This is a genomic window from Dyadobacter flavalbus, from assembly GCF_006149045.1.
GTDB classification, from domain to species: domain Bacteria; phylum Bacteroidota; class Bacteroidia; order Cytophagales; family Spirosomataceae; genus Dyadobacter; species Dyadobacter flavalbus.
Window position 1 is genome coordinate 1 of record NZ_VBSN01000031.1, and the last position, 23357, is coordinate 23357.

Annotated in this window: 14 protein-coding genes; 8 read left to right on the plus strand and 6 right to left on the minus strand. The window is 48.4% G+C overall.

What is annotated here, in order from left to right:
- Positions 1-2174, plus strand: a 2174-nt coding sequence (locus tag FEM33_RS10475) for a malectin domain-containing carbohydrate-binding protein (RefSeq protein ID WP_139012016.1), incomplete at its 5' end; no start/stop codon positions are given.
- Between the two features lie 121 nt (positions 2175-2295).
- Here FEM33_RS10475 and FEM33_RS10480 read toward each other — a convergent pair.
- The 6 genes from FEM33_RS10480 to nirB all read right to left on the minus strand — a co-directional run bounded on the left by FEM33_RS10480 (position 2296) and on the right by nirB (position 12778).
- Positions 2296-3051 carry a DUF8692 domain-containing protein gene (locus FEM33_RS10480; protein ID WP_229214190.1) on the minus strand — a complete coding sequence of 252 codons (756 nt, stop codon included), beginning with the start codon at positions 3049-3051 and terminating at the stop codon, positions 2296-2298.
- A 45-nt stretch (positions 3052-3096) separates the two neighbouring features.
- Positions 3097-7359 (minus strand): hybrid sensor histidine kinase/response regulator, encoded by a 4263-nt coding sequence (locus FEM33_RS10485; protein ID WP_139012018.1) that lies wholly within the window; start codon positions 7357-7359, stop codon positions 3097-3099.
- A gap of 257 nt (positions 7360-7616) precedes the next feature.
- A complete protein-coding gene (locus tag FEM33_RS10490) occupies positions 7617-8279 on the minus strand; it encodes a response regulator transcription factor (protein WP_139012019.1) in 663 nt (220 codons plus the stop codon).
- Between the two features lie 11 nt (positions 8280-8290).
- Complete coding sequence (locus FEM33_RS10495) at positions 8291-9733, minus strand: ATP-binding protein (protein WP_310588821.1); 1443 nt, start codon at positions 9731-9733, stop codon at positions 8291-8293.
- Entirely contained in the window at positions 9730-10083 is a 354-nt protein-coding gene (gene nirD / locus FEM33_RS10500; protein WP_138282543.1) for a nitrite reductase small subunit NirD, read from the minus strand. Before nirD ends, FEM33_RS10495 begins: the two co-directional genes overlap by 4 nt.
- 178 nt (positions 10084-10261) lie before the next feature.
- On the minus strand, positions 10262-12778 hold the full coding sequence (nirB, locus tag FEM33_RS10505) for a nitrite reductase large subunit NirB (protein WP_139012020.1): 2517 nt from the start codon (positions 12776-12778) through the stop codon (positions 10262-10264).
- Positions 12779-13055: 277 nt separating this feature from the next.
- Between nirB and cobA the strand changes: the two genes are divergently transcribed.
- From cobA to mobA, 7 genes are all read left to right on the plus strand, one after another.
- Positions 13056-13817 carry a uroporphyrinogen-III C-methyltransferase gene (gene cobA / locus FEM33_RS10510; RefSeq protein WP_139012021.1) on the plus strand — a complete coding sequence of 254 codons (762 nt, stop codon included), beginning with the start codon at positions 13056-13058 and terminating at the stop codon, positions 13815-13817.
- 138 nt (positions 13818-13955) lie between these two features.
- Positions 13956-15311 carry an alginate export family protein gene (locus FEM33_RS10515; RefSeq protein ID WP_139012022.1) on the plus strand — a complete coding sequence of 452 codons (1356 nt, stop codon included), beginning with the start codon at positions 13956-13958 and terminating at the stop codon, positions 15309-15311.
- 276 nt (positions 15312-15587) lie between these two features.
- Positions 15588-16901, plus strand: coding sequence for a NarK family nitrate/nitrite MFS transporter (locus FEM33_RS10520; RefSeq protein ID WP_139012023.1), 1314 nt, complete (start codon positions 15588-15590; stop codon positions 16899-16901).
- A gap of 20 nt (positions 16902-16921) precedes the next feature.
- Positions 16922-20500: a nitrate reductase gene (locus FEM33_RS10525; RefSeq protein WP_139012024.1), complete on the plus strand. Its 3579-nt coding sequence runs from the start codon at positions 16922-16924 to the stop codon at positions 20498-20500.
- Between the two features lie 10 nt (positions 20501-20510).
- Positions 20511-21977 carry a rubredoxin gene (locus tag FEM33_RS10530; RefSeq protein WP_139012025.1) on the plus strand — a complete coding sequence of 489 codons (1467 nt, stop codon included), beginning with the start codon at positions 20511-20513 and terminating at the stop codon, positions 21975-21977.
- A gap of 6 nt (positions 21978-21983) precedes the next feature.
- Positions 21984-22451 (plus strand): nitrate reductase associated protein, encoded by a 468-nt coding sequence (locus tag FEM33_RS10535; RefSeq protein WP_139012026.1) that lies wholly within the window; start codon positions 21984-21986, stop codon positions 22449-22451.
- A gap of 216 nt (positions 22452-22667) precedes the next feature.
- Entirely contained in the window at positions 22668-23285 is a 618-nt protein-coding gene (mobA, locus tag FEM33_RS10540; RefSeq protein WP_139012027.1) for a molybdenum cofactor guanylyltransferase, read from the plus strand.
- Positions 23286-23357: the final 72 nt, after the last annotated feature.

The following is a 23357-nucleotide window of genomic DNA, read 5'->3' on the forward strand; positions in this document are numbered from 1 at the left end:
CTGCGGCCACGATCAGTTACAGCATCCCGGTGAGCAGCGGCACGATGAACGTGGTGCTGCACTTTGCGGAGACCTACTTCGGCGCGCCCGGCAAGGTAGCCGGCGGTACCGGCAAGCGCATGTTCAATGTGGACATTGAAGGCAGCCGCAAGCTGACCAACTATGACATCTACGCCAGGGCAGGCGGCGCGGTGCGCCCGGTGCTGGAAAGCTTTGCGGTGACCGTCACCGACGGCATACTGAACATCAACCTGACCTCCGGATCGGCCAACATGCCCAAGATCTCGGCCATCGAAGTGCTGCCGCAGCTTAACGCGGCTCCCGTGCTGGCAGTGATCGGCAGCAAAACGGCAACTGCGGGGCAGCCATTGAGCTTTACGGCCTCGGCCACCGACCCAGATCAGGGACAAAGCAGGACGTTCGCTTTGGTCAATGCGCCGTCAGGGGCTGCGATCAACGCCTCGACCGGCGTGTTCAGCTGGACACCGGCTGCCGCAGGCACCTTTACCTTGACGGTGAAAGTGACCGACAACGGCTCTCCGGCCCTGTCTGACGAGGAAACCATCACCGTGACCGTAGGCAATGCGCCTGTGGGCCCGGCGGCCATCCGCATCAATACAGGCTCGACGGCGGCTTACACCACCGTGGACGGACGCCAGTTCAGCGCCGACCAGTACTACGGCAATGTGACCGGCGGAACAGGCACCCTGGCTTCTACCGTGGATATCTTAAACACGACAGACGATGTGCTTTACCGCTCCGAGCGCTCTGCGGCCACGATCAGTTACAGCATCCCGGTGACCAGCGGCACGATCAGCGTGGTGCTGCACTTTGCGGAGACCTACTTCGGCGCGCCCGGCAAGGTAGCCGGCGGTACCGGCAAGCGCATGTTCAATGTGGACATTGAAGGCAGCCGCAAGCTGACCAACTATGACATCTACGCCAGGGCAGGCGGCGCGGTGCGCCCGGTGCTGGAAACCTTTGCAGTCACAGTGACCGACGGCATACTGAACATCAACTTTACCTCCGGCTCGGCCAACATGCCCAAGATCTCGGCCATCGAAGTGCTGCCGCAGACGCCGCAGGCCAACGCGGCACCCGTGCTGGCAGTGATCGGCAGCAAAACGGCTACCGTAGGACAGCCATTGAGCTTTACGGCCTCGGCCACCGACCCAGATCAGGGACAAAGCAAAACGTTCGCTTTGGTCAATGCGCCATCAGGGGCTGCGATCAACGCCTCGACCGGCGTATTCAGCTGGACCCCGGCTGCCGCAGGCACCTTTACCTTGACGGTGAAAGTGACCGACAACGGCTCTCCGGCCCTGTCTGACGAGGAAACCGTGACGGTGACCGTAGGCAATGCAACGACTGCTGCGGCTATCCGCATCAATGCAGGTGCAACCACTGCCTTTACAACGGCTGACGGACGCCAGTTTAGCGCTGACAGATATTTTGGAGGCACCAATGGTACAACGACGCTTGCCAATACGGTGGATATCCTGAATACGACAAATGATGAACTGTACCGTTCGGAACGTTCTTCGGCTGCTTTCAATTACAGCATCCCGGTTACAAACGGAACCATGAACGTAGTACTGCACTTTGCAGAAACCTGGTTCGGAGCTCCCGGAAAAGTAGCAGGCGGTACAGGCAAGCGCATGTTCAACGTAGACATCGAAGGCAGCCGCAAGCTGACCAACTATGACATCTACGCCAAAGCAGGCGGCGCTGTACGTCCGGTACTGGAAACTTTTGCAGTGACTGTAAGAGATGGTGTTCTGAATATCAACTTCACCAGCGGATCGGCGAATTTGCCTAAAATCTCGGCTATCGAAGTAGTGCCGCAGACGGCAACGGCTGGTGCAAGGATCAGTCAGGAGGTGGAAATTTTCAATCCGGAAACGAAAGTTGAGCTGAAAAAATCCACGGTCTATCCGAACCCGGTTCAGAAGTCGTTTACAGTTGAATTCTCGGGACAGCATACCAAAGATGTTACGCTTGAGCTGATCAACCAGACCGGAAGATCGTACAAAATCGATGCACCGAAACAAAGCACTGCGGGTTCAAAAGCAGAAATAGATATCTCGAATCTGTCACTAGCGGAAGGTATTTATATGCTGAAAATCCAATCGGCAGCAGCAACGGAGGTGATCAAAGTATATGTAGTAAATTAATTTTTTTGGATATCGGTATTACAGGAAAGCCTTCCGAGCATTTGCTTGGAAGGCTTCTTTGTTTATTCTGAAACCGGATCAAGGCCTGGCCTCAAAACCCTGGAAGGTGTTGCAGGCTGTTTCAGTCATCCGACAATTGTACCACCAGATTTCCGAACTTCATTCTGATGTATAACAGCAAAGTGTAAATAAAAAGGGCAATGCCCAGCATTTCAAGCAGCTCTTCAGTATGCTCTTCCAGTGCGGCCAGTAAAATAAGCGAATCCATCGAAATACGTGAGGTCATCAGAAAGCCCACAACCATTTCAAGGCCCAGTGCACCGCCCACGTACAGTGCGCCGGAAAGCAGAAAAAGATGACGGATTCTGACCGGAAGATGCGCCAAAAACCGGATGTACATCAAGCCGACAAAAACCACGAAAAAGGCATAAGGTATTACCCAGGCATAAAAAAGAAAGCCGCCGGCATGGAAAACCCGCCGCATATAGTCGGTAAGGGAGTCGTGCAATGCAAGCATTTCGTCCGTTGCCAGAAAAAGGAAAATGGCAGACAACCATTTCCAGTGCAGTATGTATTCCCCTTTTTGAACACTTGCAGCCCACGCAATACAAGCCAGCAGAAATGAGGATAAAAGCAAAATAAGCGTAGCATAAAAACTGGGGAAAGTATTTTCCAGATTCACATCAAACTTTGTCATGACGCGGGCTAGTTTCGATGAATTTACCAGACCGTAAATGCCCAGCATACGCCATGAATAGCTGACGACCGTAAACCCCACCGAAATCAGTACAAGTACCCTGAAAAACTTCCGGGGAGATACCGTAAGCAATGACGCCTGCTGATCCGGCTTGTTAACTACTGTGCGCACATTGATCATAAAAGTGGATTTTGTAAGTAAAGGGTATGTTTCAATCCGGTTATCTCAATTGCTGGCTGTATAATGCCGAATGTTCCGGAAAGCCTTTGCCAGTGCTGTCTTTATTACTTCCAGCCGTATTGGTTTGGAGATGTAATCGTCCATGCCGATGCTCAGGCAATGGTTTCTGTCTTCCTGCATGGCATTGGCCGTCAATGCAATAATGTAAGGTACCTGCCCGTACTTTTCCCGGATCACCGTTGTGGCTTCCAGACCGTCCATCTCGGGCATTTGAACGTCCATCAGTATCACATCATATGAACCGGCCAGGAGTTTTTCCAGAACGGCAACACCGTTTTCTGCAATCACGATTTCATAACCCATCCGTTTCAGAATATTCCTGATCAGTTTCTGGTTCATGGCATTATCTTCTGCAACCAGGATTTTCAACGGATACTCGGAAGCAAAGGCTTCATGAAGGACTTTTGTGTCCGGTGCAGGCAACGGCGCCGTGTTTTTCCGGCTTGTCAGAATTGCATAAATGCCCTTGAACAAGCTGGCTTTTTTTACAGGCTTTGTCAAAATCCCTGCAAACAAATCAGAAAACCTGATGCGGGAATCGTCTCCGGCGGAACTCAGCAGAAAAACGGGCAGCGGGTTCTTTCCGTCCTTGACAGCCTGCGCCAGTACAACCCCGTCTTCATCGGGCATTTCCATATCTGTAATGACCAGTTCAATCTGCTTGTCATCCGCCAAGATGGCAAGTGCCTGCTGAACGGATGAAGCCAGTACCGGTATGAAGTTCCATTGTTCCAGATAGTTTTTCAGGATCAGCAGGTTGGTATGGTTATCGTCAACAATCAGGATCCTCTTTCCTCTGATCATTTCTTCATCCATGACTTCCATACACTTTTCGGACGTTTTTTCAGATATTTTAGCCCGGATGGTAAAATGGAATGTACTGCCGCTTCCGGGCGAACTTTCCACCCGGATGTTCCCGTTCATCAGTTTGATCAGGCGTTCACAGATAACCAGCCCAAGCCCGGTGCCGCCGAAATTCCGGTTTATGGAAGAATCAAGCTGTGAGAAAGCTTTGAAGAGGTTCGAAATTTTATCTTCCCGGATACCAATACCCGTATCTTTCACCTTGAAACCCACTTCTATTGTCCCGTTTTCCGGTTCCGACGACTTGAAAACATGGACGAACACCTCTCCTTTTGCAGTAAACTTAAGGGCATTGTTGATCAGGTTTGTCAGGACCTGCTTCAGCCTGGAACTGTCACCAATGAGAAAATCCGGCAGATCGGCTTCAATCTGATAAACGAGATCAATGTTTTTTCTGGAAGCCTGAAGGGCGAAAAGATCCATAATTTCCTCTACCGCCAGCCGCAGTTCAAACTCATGCTCTTCCAGATCAATTTTACCCGATTCGATCTTGGAAAAATCGAGAATATCGTTGATTACATTGACAAGCGTTTCTCCGCAGGCCGCAATGGTTTTTGTGTATTCTTTCTGTTCCTGGGTCAGTTCGGTTTCCGACAGTAAGGCAGTCATACCGATTACGCCGTTCATCGGCGTTCTTATTTCATGGCTCATGGTTGCCAGAAAAATGCTTTTTGCCTGATTGGCGCGTTCCGCCTCTTCTCTGGCCGCCTGCTCCTGTTCGCGCTGAACCATAATTTCCTCCGTCTGAGCCTGTAACTCTTCCGATTGTGCAAGCAGTTCATTGTTCAGCGTCTGCAGATGATCCGACTGCGTATGCAGTTCTTCTGCCTGTTGCCGGACTACTCTTGTCCGCTGTCTGACAAGTTCTTCCAACTCGGCCTTTTGTCTGATAATGGAATTGACCCTGAACCTGTACAATGCATAAGCCAAAGCAGCTGCCAGCAGGATGGCTGCCGTGCGGAACCACCATGTGGACCAGAACGGGGGTGAAATGATGATTACAAGATGATTGCTTGCGGCAGTCCAGCTGCCTGCCATATTCTGTGCTTTTACCCGGAACACATAGCTGCCCGGCGGCAGATTGGTGTACACCGCGTCGTTATTGCGCCCTACGAAGTTCCAGTCCTTGTCAAATCCTTCCAGAAAATAGGCGTAGTTTTTTCTTGACGAAGTGTAATCCAGCGCAGCATATTCAAAGGAGATAAAAGACTGATCATACGCAAGCAGGATTGAGTCTGTTTCTGAAATTTCCTGTTTCAAAGGCGATCCGTTCCGGCCGTCTGCATTTACCTTTTTGTTAAAAATCCTGAAACCGGTTAGAACAACCGGATAATGATCTTCATACAGCGTGACCTGCCGGGGATCAAATTTGTTGAAACCATTTACCCCGCCGAAGTAAATATTGCCTTCATTATCCCTGAAACCTGATTTTTGTTTGAATTCATTGGCCTGCAGACCATGTTCAGCCGAAAAGTTCCGGAAAGTCCGAAGCTGCGGATCGAACTTTGAAATGCCGCCGAGCGTACTGATCCAAAGCATGCCGGAATTGTCCTGAACAACAGCCTGCGTTACATTATGGATCAATCCATCTTCTGTCGTGTACTTTCGGTAAGCAGCTGTTTTCGGATCATAACGGATCAGGCCTTTTTGCGTGCAAATCCAGAATATCCCGTCCGTATCTTCCATCATACTGAAAACCGGATTATCTTTCAGCTGTTCATTATCGGAAATCCGTTTGGTCACAAACGTGTCAGAAGACTTGTCAAACAAAGTCAGGCTGCCATCCTCGGTGCCAATCCACAGCCGGCCGTGACGGTCGACAAGAAAACAGTTGACCGTGTTGTTGCAGAGGCTTTCCGGGTTTCCGGGAATATGCTCATAATGTTTGAAACGGCCGGTTGCAGGATCATACACGTCCATTCCCTCTTCATAGGTGCTGAGCCATATTTTCCTGTCAGGCGTCAGGGTAATCGCATAGATGATGTCGCTTTTCAAACTGTTCGGTTTACCGGGAATGTGTCTGATCGTTGTAAATTTCCTTGTAGCCGGATCCAGTATGCTTACGCCGTCACCCCAGGTTCCGATCCACAGCTTGTTTTCGCTGTCATTTGCCAGAGCCATGATGTAGTCACCGCTGATTTCCTGTCTGTTTTTCTTATACCTGAATGTGGTGAATTTCCCCGTTTTCCGGTCAAAAAGATTCAATCCGCCTCCATCCGTCCCGATCCAGATATTATTGTAAATATCCGCTGCGAAGCTATGCACAAAATTGTGGGAAAGGCTGCCGGAAGCAGCGCTGTGCTGGTAATGTTCGAAATTGTTGCGGCTGTTGTATACACTGATGCCGGCACTGTATAAACCGAACCATAAATTGCTCTGCCGGTCCTTGTATATGAAATCTACGGAATTGCCTGCAATGCTGCTTTTATCAATATCGTCATGGACAAAAGAAGTAAAAGTCCAGTGCCTTGTGTCCAGAACATGGAGTCCGCTGTTTTCTGTACCTATGTAAAGGTTTCCTTTTACTTCATTAAGGCTGGTCACATTAAAACGGGAAACAGAACCGGCTCCGGAGTTATCGTTTGTGAAATTCCGGAAAGTTCCGTCAGCAGGCTGATAAAGGTTCAGTCCTTCGCCGTAGGTTCCGATCCAGATCCTGTTATGACTATCCTGAAAAATGCACCTTATATCATTTCCGGAAATGGAAGCCTGTCTGCGGCTGTGAATAAATTTTCTGAACTGATTGTTTCTTCGGTCCAGCAGGTTCAAACCGGAAGTTGTTCCGGCCCAGATATTGTTTTGCCGGTCACAGTAAACGGTCATGATATTGTTGCTGCTGATGCTGTTGGGATCCGAAGCATTATGCCTGAAATGTTTGACTGCCATGCGGCGTACCGGATCAAATACATCCAGCCCGCCGGGCGTAGCCAGCCATAACAGCCCGTCTTTGTCAAGGGCCATACTGACAATGTAATTATCAGAAATGCTGTTTACATCCTTTGCTGCATGTTTGTAGGCGTAAAAAACATTTTTGTTCCGATCCAACAAATTCAGTCCGCCACCGCCTGTCGCAATCCATATATTCCCGTTTTTGTCTTCTGCCAGACTGGTAATCAGATCATGGCTGATGCTTGCCGCATTTTTTTCATTGTTTCTGAAGATTTTAAACTCGTTGCCGTCATACCTGTTGAGCCCGCCGCGGGTACCAATCCAGATAAAGCCTCTTCTGTCCTGGAAAACACAATTTGTATAGTTGTCAGAAAGCCCGTTTTCGGTTGAGATCTGCCTGAAATGTATCGGCTTGGTTTGCGGATAGGCAAAAAGAGAAATGATCTGCAACAGTGCAGTAAAAAGGACAGAATAACAGTTCTGCTTTCGGAACATCTTTAAAAATATTATTTTCCCTCTACGGATTTAATCGAAGTAATTTACAAGTTTATTTTAATCTAATAATCGTATTACTTCGTTAAAATTCACACAGATAGAAAATTTATTTTACAAGACAGGTTTTCAACCAGCCGGATAAGGCTTTGTTAATTAAAATGGTGATGCCCTGAAAATACTTAACCCTGTTTCCGGCTCCGGTTGGCGATTATCCGGACAAAATGAAAGGCAGAAACAGTAAAATGCCGGAGGGCAGCTTACTTTAATGCCATGGAAATCAGTTCGGCGGTATTTTTTACATTCGCTTTTTTCATGATGCTCGCCCTCTGGTTGGCAACAGTATTGGAGCTTATCTGCAGATGTTCCGCGATTTCCTTGCTGCTCATGCCTGCGGTAAGGCATTTCAGAACCTGCTGCTCACGGGGCGTGATGATGTTCCAGACCGAAGACTCCGCCGATTCTCCGGTTTCAGGTTCCGGCTGTGGCTGGCGGAAAATCTGTTTGAGCAGATTCTTGATGATAACGGATGATGCCGCCGGCGGAAAGTACAGTTCGCCCTGTGCAATGCTGCGCACTGCTTTCAGGATTTCATCACGGCTTGTGTCTTTCAGCAAATATCCCGCAGCGCCATTCTGAACGGAAGCCAGTATGTAGTCGGGATTGTGATGCATGCTGAAAACCAGTATACGCACGTTCGGATAATCGGCCGTTACGAGCCGGATTACGTCCAGGCCGGACATGCGCGGCATGGTCAGATCCAGCAAAATCACGTCCGGACCGCAGGTTTCGATCGCAGCAGCCACTTCGTCGCCGTCGGCGGCTTCGCCGGCAATGACTATATCTTCTTCATCTTCCAGCAATGAAATAACGCCCTGGCGCACAACGGAATGGTCATCCACAACTAATATCCTGATCGGCATCCTGATTTCTTTTAAATGTCAATGTTTATTTCCAGCCTTGTTCCGCCGTTCGGCCTGGATTCGATTCTGAGTTCCCCGTTCATCAGTTCGGTACGGGTCCTGATGTTTTCAATTCCGTTGTTGTCCAGAAATGAGGCCCGGCGGGTTTTCAGATCATCAATCAAAAAACCTTTGCCATCATCCTGGATTTCCAGCGTGACATGGTATTTTTCCTGCTTAAGTTTCACCAGAATGTGATCCGGGCTTGCATGCTTAACGGCATTGTTGACTGCTTCCTGCGCAATCCGGTACAAGCCGATCGTCATGGCCTGGCTCAGTTCGGCCTTCTCTTTGTTGCCTTCAAATGTCACGTTTATTCCCGAAGATTCGCGCGTTTGCTCGCACAAAAGGTTCAATGCCGCTTTCAGTCCGAAATCTTCCAGAACGGAAGGCATCAGGTTGTAGGAAATCCGGCGTGTAGTCTGGATTGTTTCCTGAATGAGTTTCACAAGCTGTTCAAAGCGCTGCTGCTGCTTTTCATCTGCAAATCGGTTCTGGCCGAGTTTTTCGGCATGCAGTTTCAGTCCCGTCAGCATCTGCCCGATGCCGTCATGCAATTCCCGGGCAAAGCGTTTTCTTTCTTCTTCCTGGCCTTCGATCAACGAAGCCGACCGGATTCGGTCTTCCGCAAGCTGCAGTTCGTACTTTTCCTCTTCGATGCGGATAATTTCTTTCTGCGCCTTAATTAGTTCCGCATTGATCTTTTCCAGTTCGCTGTTCGATTTCAGCAAAGCCTGTTCCGAATTCCTGACCATCCTGATCGCCCTTCTTGTCGTATTAACAACCGGCCTGAAAATCAGCAAACCTTCCGCAAGCAGCACAATGATGGTCATGATATCCAGGATCCATTCTATTTTTTCCAGATTCTGAAGTCTTGCAAAACTTTCCTTGTCAAACTGAAAAACGATCTCATCCATTCGGGAAAGAAAAACGGGTTCATTTTCCAGAATAAATTTCAGGGCCTTTTGCTTTGCCTCGCTATCCGCGTCTTTTTTTCCGATGACTGTAAAACCCTGATGAATTCCATCAAAAACAGGTTTAAGGTTGACAAACATTTCGTCCAGTGCACTGCTTTTCCAGATTGTCACGTTTTTTTCAACCGGCAGTTTGCGGCTTGCGAGCTGTTCATGGCTCGTCTTCCATACCCGGAGCAAAGAATCGAAATCTGCTGAATCACTGTGCGCAACGTTTTCCATTTTGAGCACGGCCAGTTTCGTAAGCCGCTGGCTCAGCATACGCTGGCGGCCCGCCACGTTCACAATGCGGCTGTCGTAATTCAGGCTCAGGATCGTTTTCCGGATCAGGTACAAACCGCCCAGTGTGAGAAAAGCGACCACCAGCAGTGCTACAATATAAAAACGCGTAAGACTTTCGGCTACGCGTTTATCCACCTGTTCCATAGGATTGTATTTCACAATCCAATATACACCCGATTTTCTTTTACCATCACAGGAAAAGTACTGATTTTGTAGGATTCGTCATTGAGGCATTGCCCGCTGCGCAACGAAAAAGTCTTTTTGTGAAACGGACAGGCCACTTTCGGCTCATCTTCCTGACTGCCGATCATGCCTCTGGCCACGGCCATCTGCTGCCGGTGCGGACATTCGTTATCCGTTGCAAACCATTCGCCGCGTCTTGCGAAATTGAAAATGGCAATCTGCTTTCCTTCAATAAACGCACATCCGCCGCCGTCTTCGGGAATATCCTCAACATGGCAGGCCATATGCCAGATCACTTTGCTTTCGGTTTCGGTCATTGTATTCATATTTTATTTTTTTGATAAGTAGTTGTTGGTTGATAGTTATTGGGAGGAAAGGAGGAAGGAGGAAAGGAGGATTGGAGGAAGGTAAAAAATTAGATCCGTCCATTAACAGCCAATCGCTAACAGCTAACCGCTAATAGCTAATCGCCATCTCCAACCGCCACCTCCAACCGCTTTCAGCTTAACTCCATTCTTTTACCCTTTTCTGCGACCGCATCGGTTCGAACTGGATGGACGGATCTTTGATCGGCACGTTAACAAAATGTGAGAATCTTTTGCGCAGCTCCGGACTTTCCACAACTTCCTTCCATTCGCATTGATATACATCAATAAGCATCTGGATTTCGCGTTCAAGCTCCGCTCCTATCCCCAGCACGTCGTCCACAACTACGGCTTTCAGATAGTTGATACCGCCTTCCATTTTGTTCAGCCACGTTGCCGTACGGGTCAGCGGATCGGCAGTTTTAATATAAAACATCAGAAAGCGGTCGATCAGACGGATGCAGGTTTCCTTGTCCACATCAGTGGCAATAAGCTGCGCATGCTGCGGTTTGGAGCCGCCGTTGCCGCATACGTACAAATTCCAGCCTTTTTCCGTGGCGATAATCCCGAAATCCTTGCTTTGCGCCTCGGCACATTCCCGCACACATCCCGAAACCGCCGATTTCAGCTTGTGCGGCGAGCGCAGGCCTTTGTAGCGATCTTCCACTTCAATGGCAAAACTCACCGAATCCTGCACGCCAAACCGGCACCATGTGGACCCGACACAGCTTTTTACGGTTCTCAATGATTTCCCGTACGCATGTCCGCTTTCAAATCCGGCATTAATCAGTTCTTCCCAGATCGAGGGCAGATCGCCCAGATGTGCGCCGAACATATCAATGCGCTGCCCGCCCGTAATTTTGGTATAAAGCCCGTAACGCTGCGCAACCTGTCCAATCACGATCAGTTTTTCGGGTGTGATTTCGCCGCCGGGAATCCGCGGTACCACGGAATAAGTGCCGCCTTTCTGGATGTTGGCCAGATAACGGTCATTGGAATCCTGGATCGGGGCGCGGTCTTTCTGGAGTATGTTTTCATTCCACAAGCTGGCCAGAATCGAAGCCACAAGCGGCTTGCACACTTCGCAGCCGTCGCCTTTTCCAAATTCGTTCAGTACGGCGTTGTAAGTACGCAGTCCGTTTATCTTCACAAGGTCCAGCAATTCCTGACGCGAATGATCGAAATGTTCGCAAACCACATTCCGGATGTAAACGCCTTTTTGTTTCAATACGCCCTGGATCAGATCTTTGACCATCGGCACGCAACCTCCGCAGCCTGTTCCGGCCTTGCAGCATTTTTTAATGGCATCTATTGTTGTATGTCCGTTTTCACCAACTTCATGGCAGATCATTCCTTTGGTTACCGCTTCGCAGGAACAGATCAATGCATCGTCGGGAAAGCTCATGACGCCTGCACCGGCTTCTTCCCCGCCCCGCGATCCCAGGATCAGATCTTCCGGGTCCGGCGGAAGGATTGTTTTGCCTTTACACGTCTGAAGAAGCATGTTATACTGCTCCGCATCGCCAACCAGAATCCCGCCAAGCAGCTGTTTCCCGTCGGCAGAAACGTTAATCCTTTTATAGACGCCTTTGGCCTTGTTCTCGTAACGAATGGTTTTGCATGCCGGCTCTTCGATGAATGCATCGCCGAAACTGGCCACATCCGTTCCGATCAGTTTCAGTTTGGTAGACATATCAAACGGCAGAAATTCACGTGAGCCGCCGCACAGGTTCGCTACCACAACTTCCGCCATTTCATAACCGGGCGCAATAAGCCCGTAAATCATATGATGCGCAAGGGCGCATTCGCCGATTGCAAAAATGTTCGGATCGGACGTTCTCAGAAAATTGTCCACGACGATCCCGCCTCTCGGATGCGTTTCCAGCCCGGCAATTTTGGCCAGTTCGTCGCGCGGCCTGATGCCGGCAGAAATAACGAGCATATCCACATCCAGAAAGGAACTGTCGGCAAACTGCATGCCTTTTATACATTCCCCGCCTGCAATTTCCTGCGTGCTTTTGTTCAGATGAATCTGCAGACCCAGCGCTTCCAGCTGGCTTTGCAGCATGCGCGAACCGGCTTCATCGATTTGCCTCGGCATCAGTCTCTGCGCAAATTCCACGACATGCGCTTCTTCCAGACCCAGGTCCAGCAATGCTTTTGCCGCTTCGAGGCCGAGCAGTCCGCCGCCCAGAACGGCGCCTCTCTTTGCCTTTCTTGCATAGGATTGGATCAGTTCCAGATCCTCGATGGTTCTGTAAACGAATACACCGTCCTTTTCAACGCCGGGGATGGACGGCACAAAAGCGCCGGAGCCGGTTGCCATTATTAAATAGTCATAATAAACTATGTGCCCGTGATGCGATCGGACCAGTTTTTCTTCACGGTCAATATCTACAACCGGATCAGACAAAAAGAGCCTGATTCCGTTTTCAGCATACCATTCTGCGGGCGCCATTGTAAGTTCATCCGCAGATTTGCCGGCAAAAAATTCACTTAAATGTACCCTGTCGTATGCAGCACGCGGTTCTTCACCAAATACAGTAATTGAAAACGGATCCTGATTTTTGTTTCTGGCCATGAGTTTCTCACAAAACTTGTAGCCTACCATACCATTCCCAATGACTACGATTCTGATAGTTGATTGCACATTCATAGTTATTAATGACTATAATTTTATAAAAACACTTATTTTATATTGTAATATTTCAACAATATCTTTATTTCTCCTTCATTTGCTTCTGTCAAAATTAAAACGTGTTTTTAGCAATTCCTAATTTTTTATTTGCTTACAAGTTAATTTTAAAACATATTTTTTGGCAAAAGCATTGTTTTTAGGAATAATCGCTATAATTTTGATGCAAGAAATAGCAATAGTTACTTTTTACTACTTTTAGCATATTTCCAATAGAAGCCATATAATCAGCTAGGTGATGGAAGCAAAACTTACACTTGTAGGCGCAGGCCCGGGAAACGGTGACCTGATTACCCTGAGAGGAATCAATGCGCTGAAAACTGCCGATGTGGTGCTGTATGACGAGCTCGCCAATGCAGCATTGCTTGATTTTGCGCCTGCGCATGCACTTAAAATGTACGTGGGCAAAAAAGCCGGAAATGCCTCTTTTTCACAACAGGAAATAAATGGTCTGATCGTCAGGCTTGCACGCAAGCGCGGACATGTCGTCAGGCTCAAAGGCGGAGATTCCTTTGTGTTCGGACGCGGACATGAGGAAATGGAATATGCGCGTGATTATGACCTGAAAGTGGAAGTAGTACCCGGCGTTTCCAGCTGCATTGCCGTTCCGGCATCGCTTGAAATACCCGTTACAAGAAGAGGCGTCAGCGAAAGTTTCTGGGTAATTACCGGAACGACGCAAAACGGAGAACTGTCGGAAGATCTGCAACTTGCCGCTCAGTCGAAAGCTACGGTCGTGGTTTTGATGGGCATGAACAAACTGGCGGAAATATGCAGTTTATACAAACGTTTTGGCCGAGGGCATTTGCCTGTTGCTATCATCCAGAACGGAACGCGTCCGGAGCAGAAAAGCGTAATCGGACAGGTCTGGGAAATGCCGAGGCTTGCGCAGGAGCATAATATAGGTACGCCGGCCATCATCATCCTGGGCGAAGTTGTTGCGCTGCATCCGGATTACACGACGGAATACCTGCACGCCATGCAGTATGTTGGCTATTAGCTGTTAGCTATTGGCTTTTAGCTTTTAAAACAATATTTTATACAGAGCAGATTTACCGTTATTAACAACCTTGAATACTTTTTAGCCATTACCTCATAAGCCGCATTACTCCTTTACTTTAACATTCCGGCCTCTTTCATGAAAGTAAAAAAATCAGTTTTCCTTGTTTGCTGCTGCATGGCAGGAATTTTCAGTTCTGCCGCAGTAAAAGCGCAGCTTAGTCTTTCCGGACAATTGCGGACCCGAACAGAATTGCTGCACGGTCAGGGCACACCGTTGTCCAAAGGTGAAAAACCAGCCTTTTTTTCTTCCCAGAGAACGCGGCTGAATGTGGGTTACAAAGGTTACCGGATGCGTTTTTACCTTTCCGCCCAGGATGTGCGCGTGTGGGGACAGGATGCTTCCACGAATAACCGGATTACGAATGCGGCCCTGAACGGACTGATGCTGCATGAAGCCTGGGGCGAAATCGGTTTGCTGGATACCAGCCAGACCAAAAACGGAAAAGACTTTACGCTGAAAATCGGCCGGCAGGAACTCCTTTATGACGACAGCCGCCTGCTCGGAAACCTTGACTGGCTGCAACAGGCACGCAGACACGATGCCGTTTTGCTCAAATACAGCAACGCCGGCTTTACGGCACATCTCGGTGCAGCGTATAACCAGAACCGTGAGCTGAAAACAGGCACTTTGTACGACGGTGTTCCAAATGGTTATCCGGCGGGCACAAACGGGATCGGTACCATGTATAAATCCATGCAGTTTGCGTATCTGGGCAAAAAACTGGCACGCGGCAGTGCTTCTTTCCTGCTATTTAAAGATGATTTTCAGAAATATTCACTTTCAGAAACGGGAACAAAAACACTGGAAAGAGGAACCTGGAAACGGCTTACAGCAGGACCATACCTGGAAACCAAAATCGGAAAAAGCTGGAATGTGAACGCCAGCGCCTATTTTCAGACGGGAAAAGACCGTGACGGAAAAAACCTGAACGCTTACATGTATTCGGTTCGCGGACTTTTTACGGCAAACCGGTTTTTCTCCGTCGGACCCGGATTTGACTATACTTCCGGCACAACGGCAGGCTCAAAAAACAACCACAGTTTCGATCCTTTATACGGAACGCCGCACAAGTTCTGGGGGCAGATGGACTATTTCTATGCAGCCAACGGCTTCGGGAAAAGCGGACTTACCGACTTTTACATTCATTCCAGCATCCGTGCCTCTGCAAAACTTTCCATTCAGGCTGACCTGCACCAGTTTTCCGGCGCAGCGGCCATCCTGAATGCAAATGACGAGAAAATGTCGGGCAATTTCGGAAATGAACTGGATATCATCGGAACCTATAACCTGACCAAATCCGTCAGTTTTCAGGGCGGCTACTGCACTTTCCTGCCGACAAACACTTTGGCACAGGTAAAATCGGTAAGTAACCCTCAGAAAATGGCAAACTGGGCCTACGTCATGATCAATATCCGGCCGGAGTTTTATTAGCAGTTAGCTGTTGGCTTTTAGCGGCTGGCTTTTTTGGAGGGAGGAAGGAGGAAGGAGGAAAGGGAGGAAGTTTTTTGTATTCTTTTACCGGAATGAGCGCATTAATTCTTTTTTCAGAAGCCAGACAAACGATAAATTTAATAAAAACTAAAATCTAACAGCCAACAGCCAACAGCCAAAAAACTCCCTTCCTCCCTACTCCCTTCCTCCTTTCATCCATTAATCCATCTCACATCTTACATACCACATCTCACCAATAACCAAACCACATTCCACATGTTCAGTAGCAACAAACCACTTGAAAAGTTAAACATTTTCAGTTTCAGAGGCATTCAGATGCGGACCTTTCATCTGACCTGGATGGCGTTCTTTCTTTGCTTTTTCGGCTGGTTCGGGCTGGCGCCGCTGATGACGGTTATCAAAACGGACCTTGGCCTCACCAAAGAGCAGATCGGCAATATTGTGATCGCATCGGTAGCCGCTACGGTTGTTGCCCGCATTGCGATCGGTAAGCTTTGCGATTCGTGGGGACCGCGGAAAACGTACGCAGCGTTAATGGGCATCTGTTCCGTTCCGGTGATGACAGTCGGGCTTGTGCATTCGTATGAAGGATTTTTACTGTTCCGGCTTGCTATCGGCGTCATCGGGGCTTCCTTTGTGATTACCCAGTTTCATACTTCTGTGATGTTCGACAAAAAGATCGTCGGAACGGCCAATGCCGTTGCGGGCGGCTGGGGCAATCTGGGCGGAGGCGTTACCAACATGGTCATGCCGCTTATCTTCGCAGGATTTGTCGGGGCCGGATACCTTCCTGAATCTGCATGGCGGCTGGCGATGATCGTTCCGGGCGTGATGCTGCTGGTATTTTCGTTTTTGTATTACAGGTTCACAAAAGACACACCGGCCGGAAATTTTGACGAAATCAGCATCACAAATACGTCAGCTGTAAAAACAAAAGGTTCACTGGCGCAGGCGGCCAAAGATCCGAGAACATGGGCACTTTTCCTGGCTTACGGCGCCTGTTTCGGAATCGAAATCACTTTTGACAACATCGCTGCCTTGTACTTTTTTGAAAACTTTGACACCACGCTTGCAGTTGCGGGCATCCTTGCAGGGACATTCGGTTTCATGAACCTTTTTGCCCGGGCAGTCGGCGGGATTGTGGCGGATAAAGTCGGCAGGAAATTCGGTATGGCGGGCAAAGGCCGTCTGCTGGCGCTTTTGCTGGCGCTGGAAGGGATCGGTATTGCCCTGTTTGCCCAAAGCGGCAGTCTTGCAGTGGCCGTTGTTACGATGCTTGCTTTTGCCATGTTCCTGAAAATGGCGAACGGCGTTACGTATGCCATTGTACCTTTTATCAACCCGAAAGCCATCGGATCGGTGAGCGGGATTGTGGGTGCCGGCGGAAATGTAGGCGCGGTGCTTGCGGGCTTTTTGTTCAAATCCAGTACCATCAGCTATTCACAGGCATTTGTATACATCGGCGTCGCCATTGCCTGTGTTGCCGCCGTTGTGGCATTGGTCAATTTCAATAAAAACACAGAAACGGCCGCCAGCGAGACAACTGCGCTGGAAACGGTAAAAGCCTGATTTAAACCCGATTCATAACCATGAAAACTTCTGTCAACTCATTCAAATCGACGTGCTGTTACTGCGGTGTGGGTTGCGGCGTCGTTGTGCACAAGGAAAACGACGGCAGGCTGACGCTGGAAGGTGACGTAACGCATCCGTCGAACAAAGGCATGTTGTGTTCCAAAGGCATGAACCTGCATTACACGGTTATGGACCAATCGGACAGGCTGCTTTTTCCGCAGATGCGGCTGAGCCGTTCCATGCCGATGCAGCGTACAAGCTGGGATGAGGCGCTGGAAAGGACCGCGGCGGTATTCAAGGCTTTGATCAAAAAGTTCGGTCCGGATTCGGTGGCGTTTTACGTTTCCGGACAATGTCTTACGGAAGAATATTATCTTGTCAACAAGCTGATCAAAGGGTTTATCGGCTCCAATAACATCGATACCAATTCGCGTCTTTGCATGAGCTCGGCAGTGGTGGGCTACAAGCTTTCGCTGGGCGAAGACAGCGTTCCGGTTTGTTATGACGACATGGAAGAAGCGGACGTTTTTTATGTTACGGGCGCCAATCCGGCATGGTGCCATCCGGTTTTATGGCGGCGCATTGAAGCACATAAAGCGGCAAACCCGGATGTAAAAATCATTTGTGCTGATCCGCGGCGGACGGATACGGCACGTTCAGCCGATCTGCACCTTGCGATCAATCCGGGAACGGACATCGTACTGAACAATGCGATCGGCCGTTTGCTCATCGAAAAGAATTACATAGATCCTGAATTCATAGATAACCACACGAATGGGTTTGAATCATTTCAGGTCAAAGTATTTGAAAGAACGGTTGAGGAATCTGCTGCCCTGTGCGGTATTGATGCAAATGACATTGAACTGGCGGCTGACTGGATCGGGAAGTCGAAAGGGTTTCTTTCACTCTGGACCATGGGGCTTAACCAATCGGTAATTGGGGTAAACAAAAACCTTTCGCTTATTAACCTGCATCTGATTACAGGACGGATCGGGAAGCCGGGAAACGGGCCATTTTCATTGACCGGACAACCCAATGCCATGGGCGGACGCGAAACGGGCGGATTGGCAAACATTCTTCCGGCGCACCGTGAAGTGACCAATCCTGCGCACCGGGAAGAAATGGAAGCGTTCTGGAACAGTCCGGTGAAAATTGCCGACAAACCCGGACTGACTGCAACGGAAATGTTCGATGCACTGGCTGACGGACGCCTGAAAGCAATCTGGATTATCAATACCAATCCGCTCGTGAGCATGCCTGATTTGAATTTGACAGAAAAAGCGCTGAACAATGCGCGGTTCGTCGTCGTGCAGGACGTTTCCAACCGTGCAGACACGGTTGCCTTTGCCGACGTAGTCCTTCCCGCCGCGGCCTGGCTGGAAAAGGAAGGCACCATGACCAATGCCGAAAGAAGGATCACGCATTTACCCAAAGTACTGGACGCTCCCGGCGAGGCATTGCCCGACGCTGAGATTATCTGGCGGTTCGCGGAGAAAATGGGATTTGGAAACGAATTTAACTATAACAATCCTTCGGAAGTTTACGATGAATATGTAAAAGTTACAGCCGGAACGAACATCGATGTTTCGGGTGTCAGCTATGATTTGCTGCGGGAGCGGCGGAGTGTGCAGTGGCCTTTTTGGGGGAGGAAGGATGAGGGAGGAAGGGATGAGGGAGGAAAGGAAGAATTGGAAAGTGCTGAATTTTACGATTCTACTGGGACTAAGAGATTGTTTGCGGATCGGCGGTTTTTTACGGGTGATAAGCGGGCGCGGATTTTTGGTGTGGCGGATGAAAATACTTCAGAACCGGTTGATTCTGACTTTCCGCTTGTATTGACAACGGGCCGGATACGCGATCAATGGCATACGATGACCAAAACCGGACGGGTAGCCAAGCTTAACCAGCATATTCCGCAGCCTTTTCTGCAGATTAACCCGAAAGATGCCCGGTTGAGAAATATTGCGGATGGACAGCTTGTTACCGTGCTTGGACGGCGCGGCGAAGTACGTGTAAAAGCGCAGGTTACCGAAGATGTAAAGCCGGGACTGTGTTTCTTGCCGATGCACTGGGGAAAAATCCTCGGCAGCAGCCTGAACCGTGCCAATAACCTGACAAACACGTTGGCGGATCCGAAATCGAAAGAACCGGATTTCAAATTTTCGGCCGTTGAAGTTGCTCCTTATAAAAAACCCGTTGAAAAAATCATCATCATCGGTGCGGGTTCTGCCGGGCTGGGCTTTATAAATACGTACCGCACGCTGAATCAGGAAGATGAAATCCATGTTTTCTCGAAAGAAATTTACCCGTTCTATAACCGCGTGCTCCTGCCCGACTACATCAGCGGCGCGCAATCCTGGGAACAGCTTGTGAAGCTGCGCGAAGATCAGTTTAAAGCCAATCACATCCTTGTTCACAAAGGTATCAGCATTGTCCATATTGACCGTAAAAACCGGGTACTTACCGACAACAACGGCGAGGAACATCATTACGACAAACTGATTCTGGGCATGGGAAGCCGTGCCTTTATGCCGAAAGGCGTTCCTGATCTGGCCGGAATTTTCAACATGCGCTCGCGGCTGGATGCGGATTCGCTGCTGCCGTTTCTGAAAGAACCGGATGCCCATGCGGTGATCGTCGGCGGCGGAATTCTCGGTCTGGAACTGGCTGCTTCTTTCCGCGAAATGAATGTAAAAGTTTCTGTTATCCAGCGGAGCGGACGATTGATGGAACGCCAGCTTGATCCGGTTGCCAGCGAACTGCTTTATCAGGACCTGAATGAACGCGGTGTAAATGTGTACTTCAACGACGAGGTTTCCACTTTTACAGGAACTGGAAAAATCGACGGCATCCGCTTGAAATCGGGACGGAAAATAGCTTGTCAGGTTGCCGTAATGGCCATCGGAACGGTGCCGGCCATTGAGCTGGCAACAGCCGCGGGGATTGAATGCAAGCGCGGAATTGTTGTCAACGATTACATGCAAACGTCTGATCCCAACATTTTTACGGCAGGTGAAATTGCGGAATGGCACGGACAAATGTGGGGCATAACCCTTGCCGCAGAACAGCAGGCATCCGTTATTGCACATTACCTTGCCGGCGATATTTCACAGCCGTATAAAGGCAGCACTTCGATGAATATCCTGAAAATGGAAGGTCTGCATTTGTGCAGCATCGGCCTGACCGATGCACCGGCCAGTGATCCGGCGTACGAGGAAATCGTGTTTCTCGATAAATCTAAAAAGTATTACAAAAAATGTATTGTACATCAGGACAAGCTCGTAGGCGCGATCCTGATCGGCGATAAAAACGAATTTACTGAATTTAAAGATTTGATTTCCAATGGCATCGAGCTTTCCGAAAAGCGCCTGCAGCTGCTGCGTTCCAGCCAGAAAGCCGAACCGGTGGAAGGAAAACTGGTCTGCTCGTGCAACAGCGTGGGAAAAGGAAATCTGGAAGCTGCCGTCAGGAACGGATGCCATGATTTTCAGTCACTTTGCCAGAAAACAGGCGCCGGTACGGGTTGCGGTTCGTGCCGTCCGGAGGTCAAGGAAATCCTTGAAAAGATGAAAGAAGCAGCTTTGGTCCAGGCTTAAAAAAACAGTCATGCGCGATTACTATCATATCAAGATCAACTTGCCGGGCGGCATTGCTTCTCCCGGCTATTTAAAGAAAATTCTGTCAGCCGCACAGCATGCGCAGGTTGCAAAAGTACGTTTCGGCGCACGCCAGCAAATGCTGATGACCGTGCATTATGAAGACATGAAAGCCTTTGAAAAAGTACTGAAGCAACTGGAAATCCGATATGAAGTAAATGCCGAACGACTGCCGAACATCATCAGTTCTTACTGCGGAGAAGACGTTTTCCGTACGGGCCAGTGGCTTCATGCCGATGAATACCACACAGTGCTCGACAGCTTTGACTATACACCCACTTTAAAAGTAAACATTTCCGACTCGCACCAGAGTTTTACGCCGTTTTTTACCGGCAACCTGAATTTTATTTCTTCCGGCGATCCGCATTTCTGGTATTTGTATATCCGTCCGCAGCAGCATAATATTTTGTACAAATGGCGTGATCTGATTTATACCAATGAAATCGGGGCCGTTTCCAAAGTGGTGGAAGAATGTCTTTTATCGGGAAGCAATCCGGAAGATGAATCCTTTTACCAGGAAGTGCGGAGCAAGATCCATTACATTTCCCTGAGTGCTTCGCAGGAACTGGAACTGCCGTCGTTTGCGCTGCCTTATTATGAAGGATTTAACCGCTACGAGTCCAGAACCTGGCTTGGCTTGTACCGCCGCGACGAACTTTTTTCTGTCGATCTGCTGACGGATATCTGCAATCTGTGCCTGAAAACAAGAATCGGGGAAATATGTACAACGCCTTGGAAATCAATAATCATTAAAGGCATTGAAGATCAGCACCGGAAAGAATGGAGCCATATTCTGGGAAAACACAACGTGAATGTCAGGCATGCGGCCAATGAGCTGGCGTGGCAAACCGAAGATCATACCGAAGAAGGAATGATCCTGAAAAAAGACCTGACACGTTATCTTGAAAAGAATGACACGCGCACGTTCGGACTTTGTTTTGCCATTCAGACACGCCCCAAATCCGAAGTTTTCGGTTCGGTACTGATCCGCAAACGGCCTTTGCTTTCCATCGGGCAGCTTGCCTTATTCAGCGTTTACGATCTGTTCTATACCGAAAATTTCAATCCGAACAGCCGCGTACAGATTCCGTTTGAAAAAGGGCTTTTCCGCATACATTTGCCCGGACAGCTTGAAAGACTTTGCAGGAAGTTCAACAAAAGGCAGTTATCCGAAAATATGCCTGCTTTTAAAACAGAACCGGAACCGTTGGATAATTTGCCCGATGCCATGCGCGTACATCAATGCCTGCATTGCTTTACGGTTTATGATCCGGATTACGGCGATTTGTTACGAAACATTCCTGCCGGAACTTCATTTGAAGATCTTCCGGAAAACTACTCTTGTCCAACCTGCGACGCGGAAAAAACAGACATGCAGGAAATTTTTTTATTCAGTCCGAAGCTTAAAACCTTGTAAATACGAATGAAAACAGTTCAGATCAATCCCGAATTTTTCAGATTTGAAAGCGATTTTGTCAGCACGCTGAAATGCATTCCCATGATTGTCAGATACAAGCTCGACAGTTGCGGCGTAAAACTGAAACTGAATGAATGGGTAAAATTCACGCTTGCCGATAAGGAAACACTTGCTTTTTTACCTTGTTACACCGAAGAAGAAATCGAGCGGTACGGAATATTTGTATGCGGCCTTGTCCAGCAATATTTCGGGATCCATGCCAGTTTGTTGACGCATGTTGCCGATTCGTGGAACGAACTGCATGAAGTTCCTGCCGAAGTTCAGCAAAAAGCATTTGAATATCACTGCGGCGAAATCTCATTGAAAAACTGGATTGCAATGCATACGCTTCAACGTTTTGCGCTGGTTAAATTAAGCCGTTCGGGACATGAAGGGAAGAATTTTCCGGTTGCTGTGAAGGAGTTTTTGGGGTGATGGAAGGATTGTAATTTGGGGTTGTGGGTTGTTGTTTTTTGTCAGTTTTTGGAATGATTTGTCATGTGTTGTCATGTATTGTCATTTGTAGTTACTGTTTGTTATTTCTGGTGATTGGCTGAGGAAAATGGGGTTGAGGAGTTGATTTAAATATTAAATTGAGGAGAGATTATTGCTAATTGCCGAAAGCTGTTTGCGGAGTTAATATTATCAAAAATGATGAGAAAAGGGCTTTATGGAATGGTGGTTTGCGGGGGGCAAAGTACGCGGATGGGAACGGATAAAAGCGAAATTGTTTATTATAAGAAACCGCAGCGTGAACATGTTTCCGATATGCTGCGAATTTTTTGTGAAAAGGTTTTTGTTTCCTGCAACAGCAATCAGGCAGGCCGTATTTCAAATCCCGATTCTTTATTGATTGATTTGCCCGAATTCAGCAATATCGGCCCGATGGCTGCCCTGTTGACTGCAAACACCGTTTTTCCGGAAAATGATTTTCTGGTCTTAGCCTGTGATTATCCGTTTATCGATGCCGAAGACCTGGATTTTTTTCTTCAGACTATAAACGAGAAAAGTTTTACTGCCGCTTTTTACAATGACAAAGATTCGGTTTACGAACCTTTGATTGCATGGTATTCAAAAGAGTCGTTACAGAAGATTAAAAACTGTTTTTATAATCAGCAATTTTCATTGCAACGCTTTCTGAAAGAATCAAATGCACAGCAGTTCAAACCAATTCATACGGATCATTTAAAAAGTGTGGATACGCCGGAAGATTCGTTTAATGCCAAACGGATTATAAGTACTGAAAATGATTTTAAAGTTTGCCTTTAATTCAAAAAGCAACGCCGGATTTCAGCATTGCTTTTTGATTCCTGTCATATCATTCTGAATTCAAATATCATT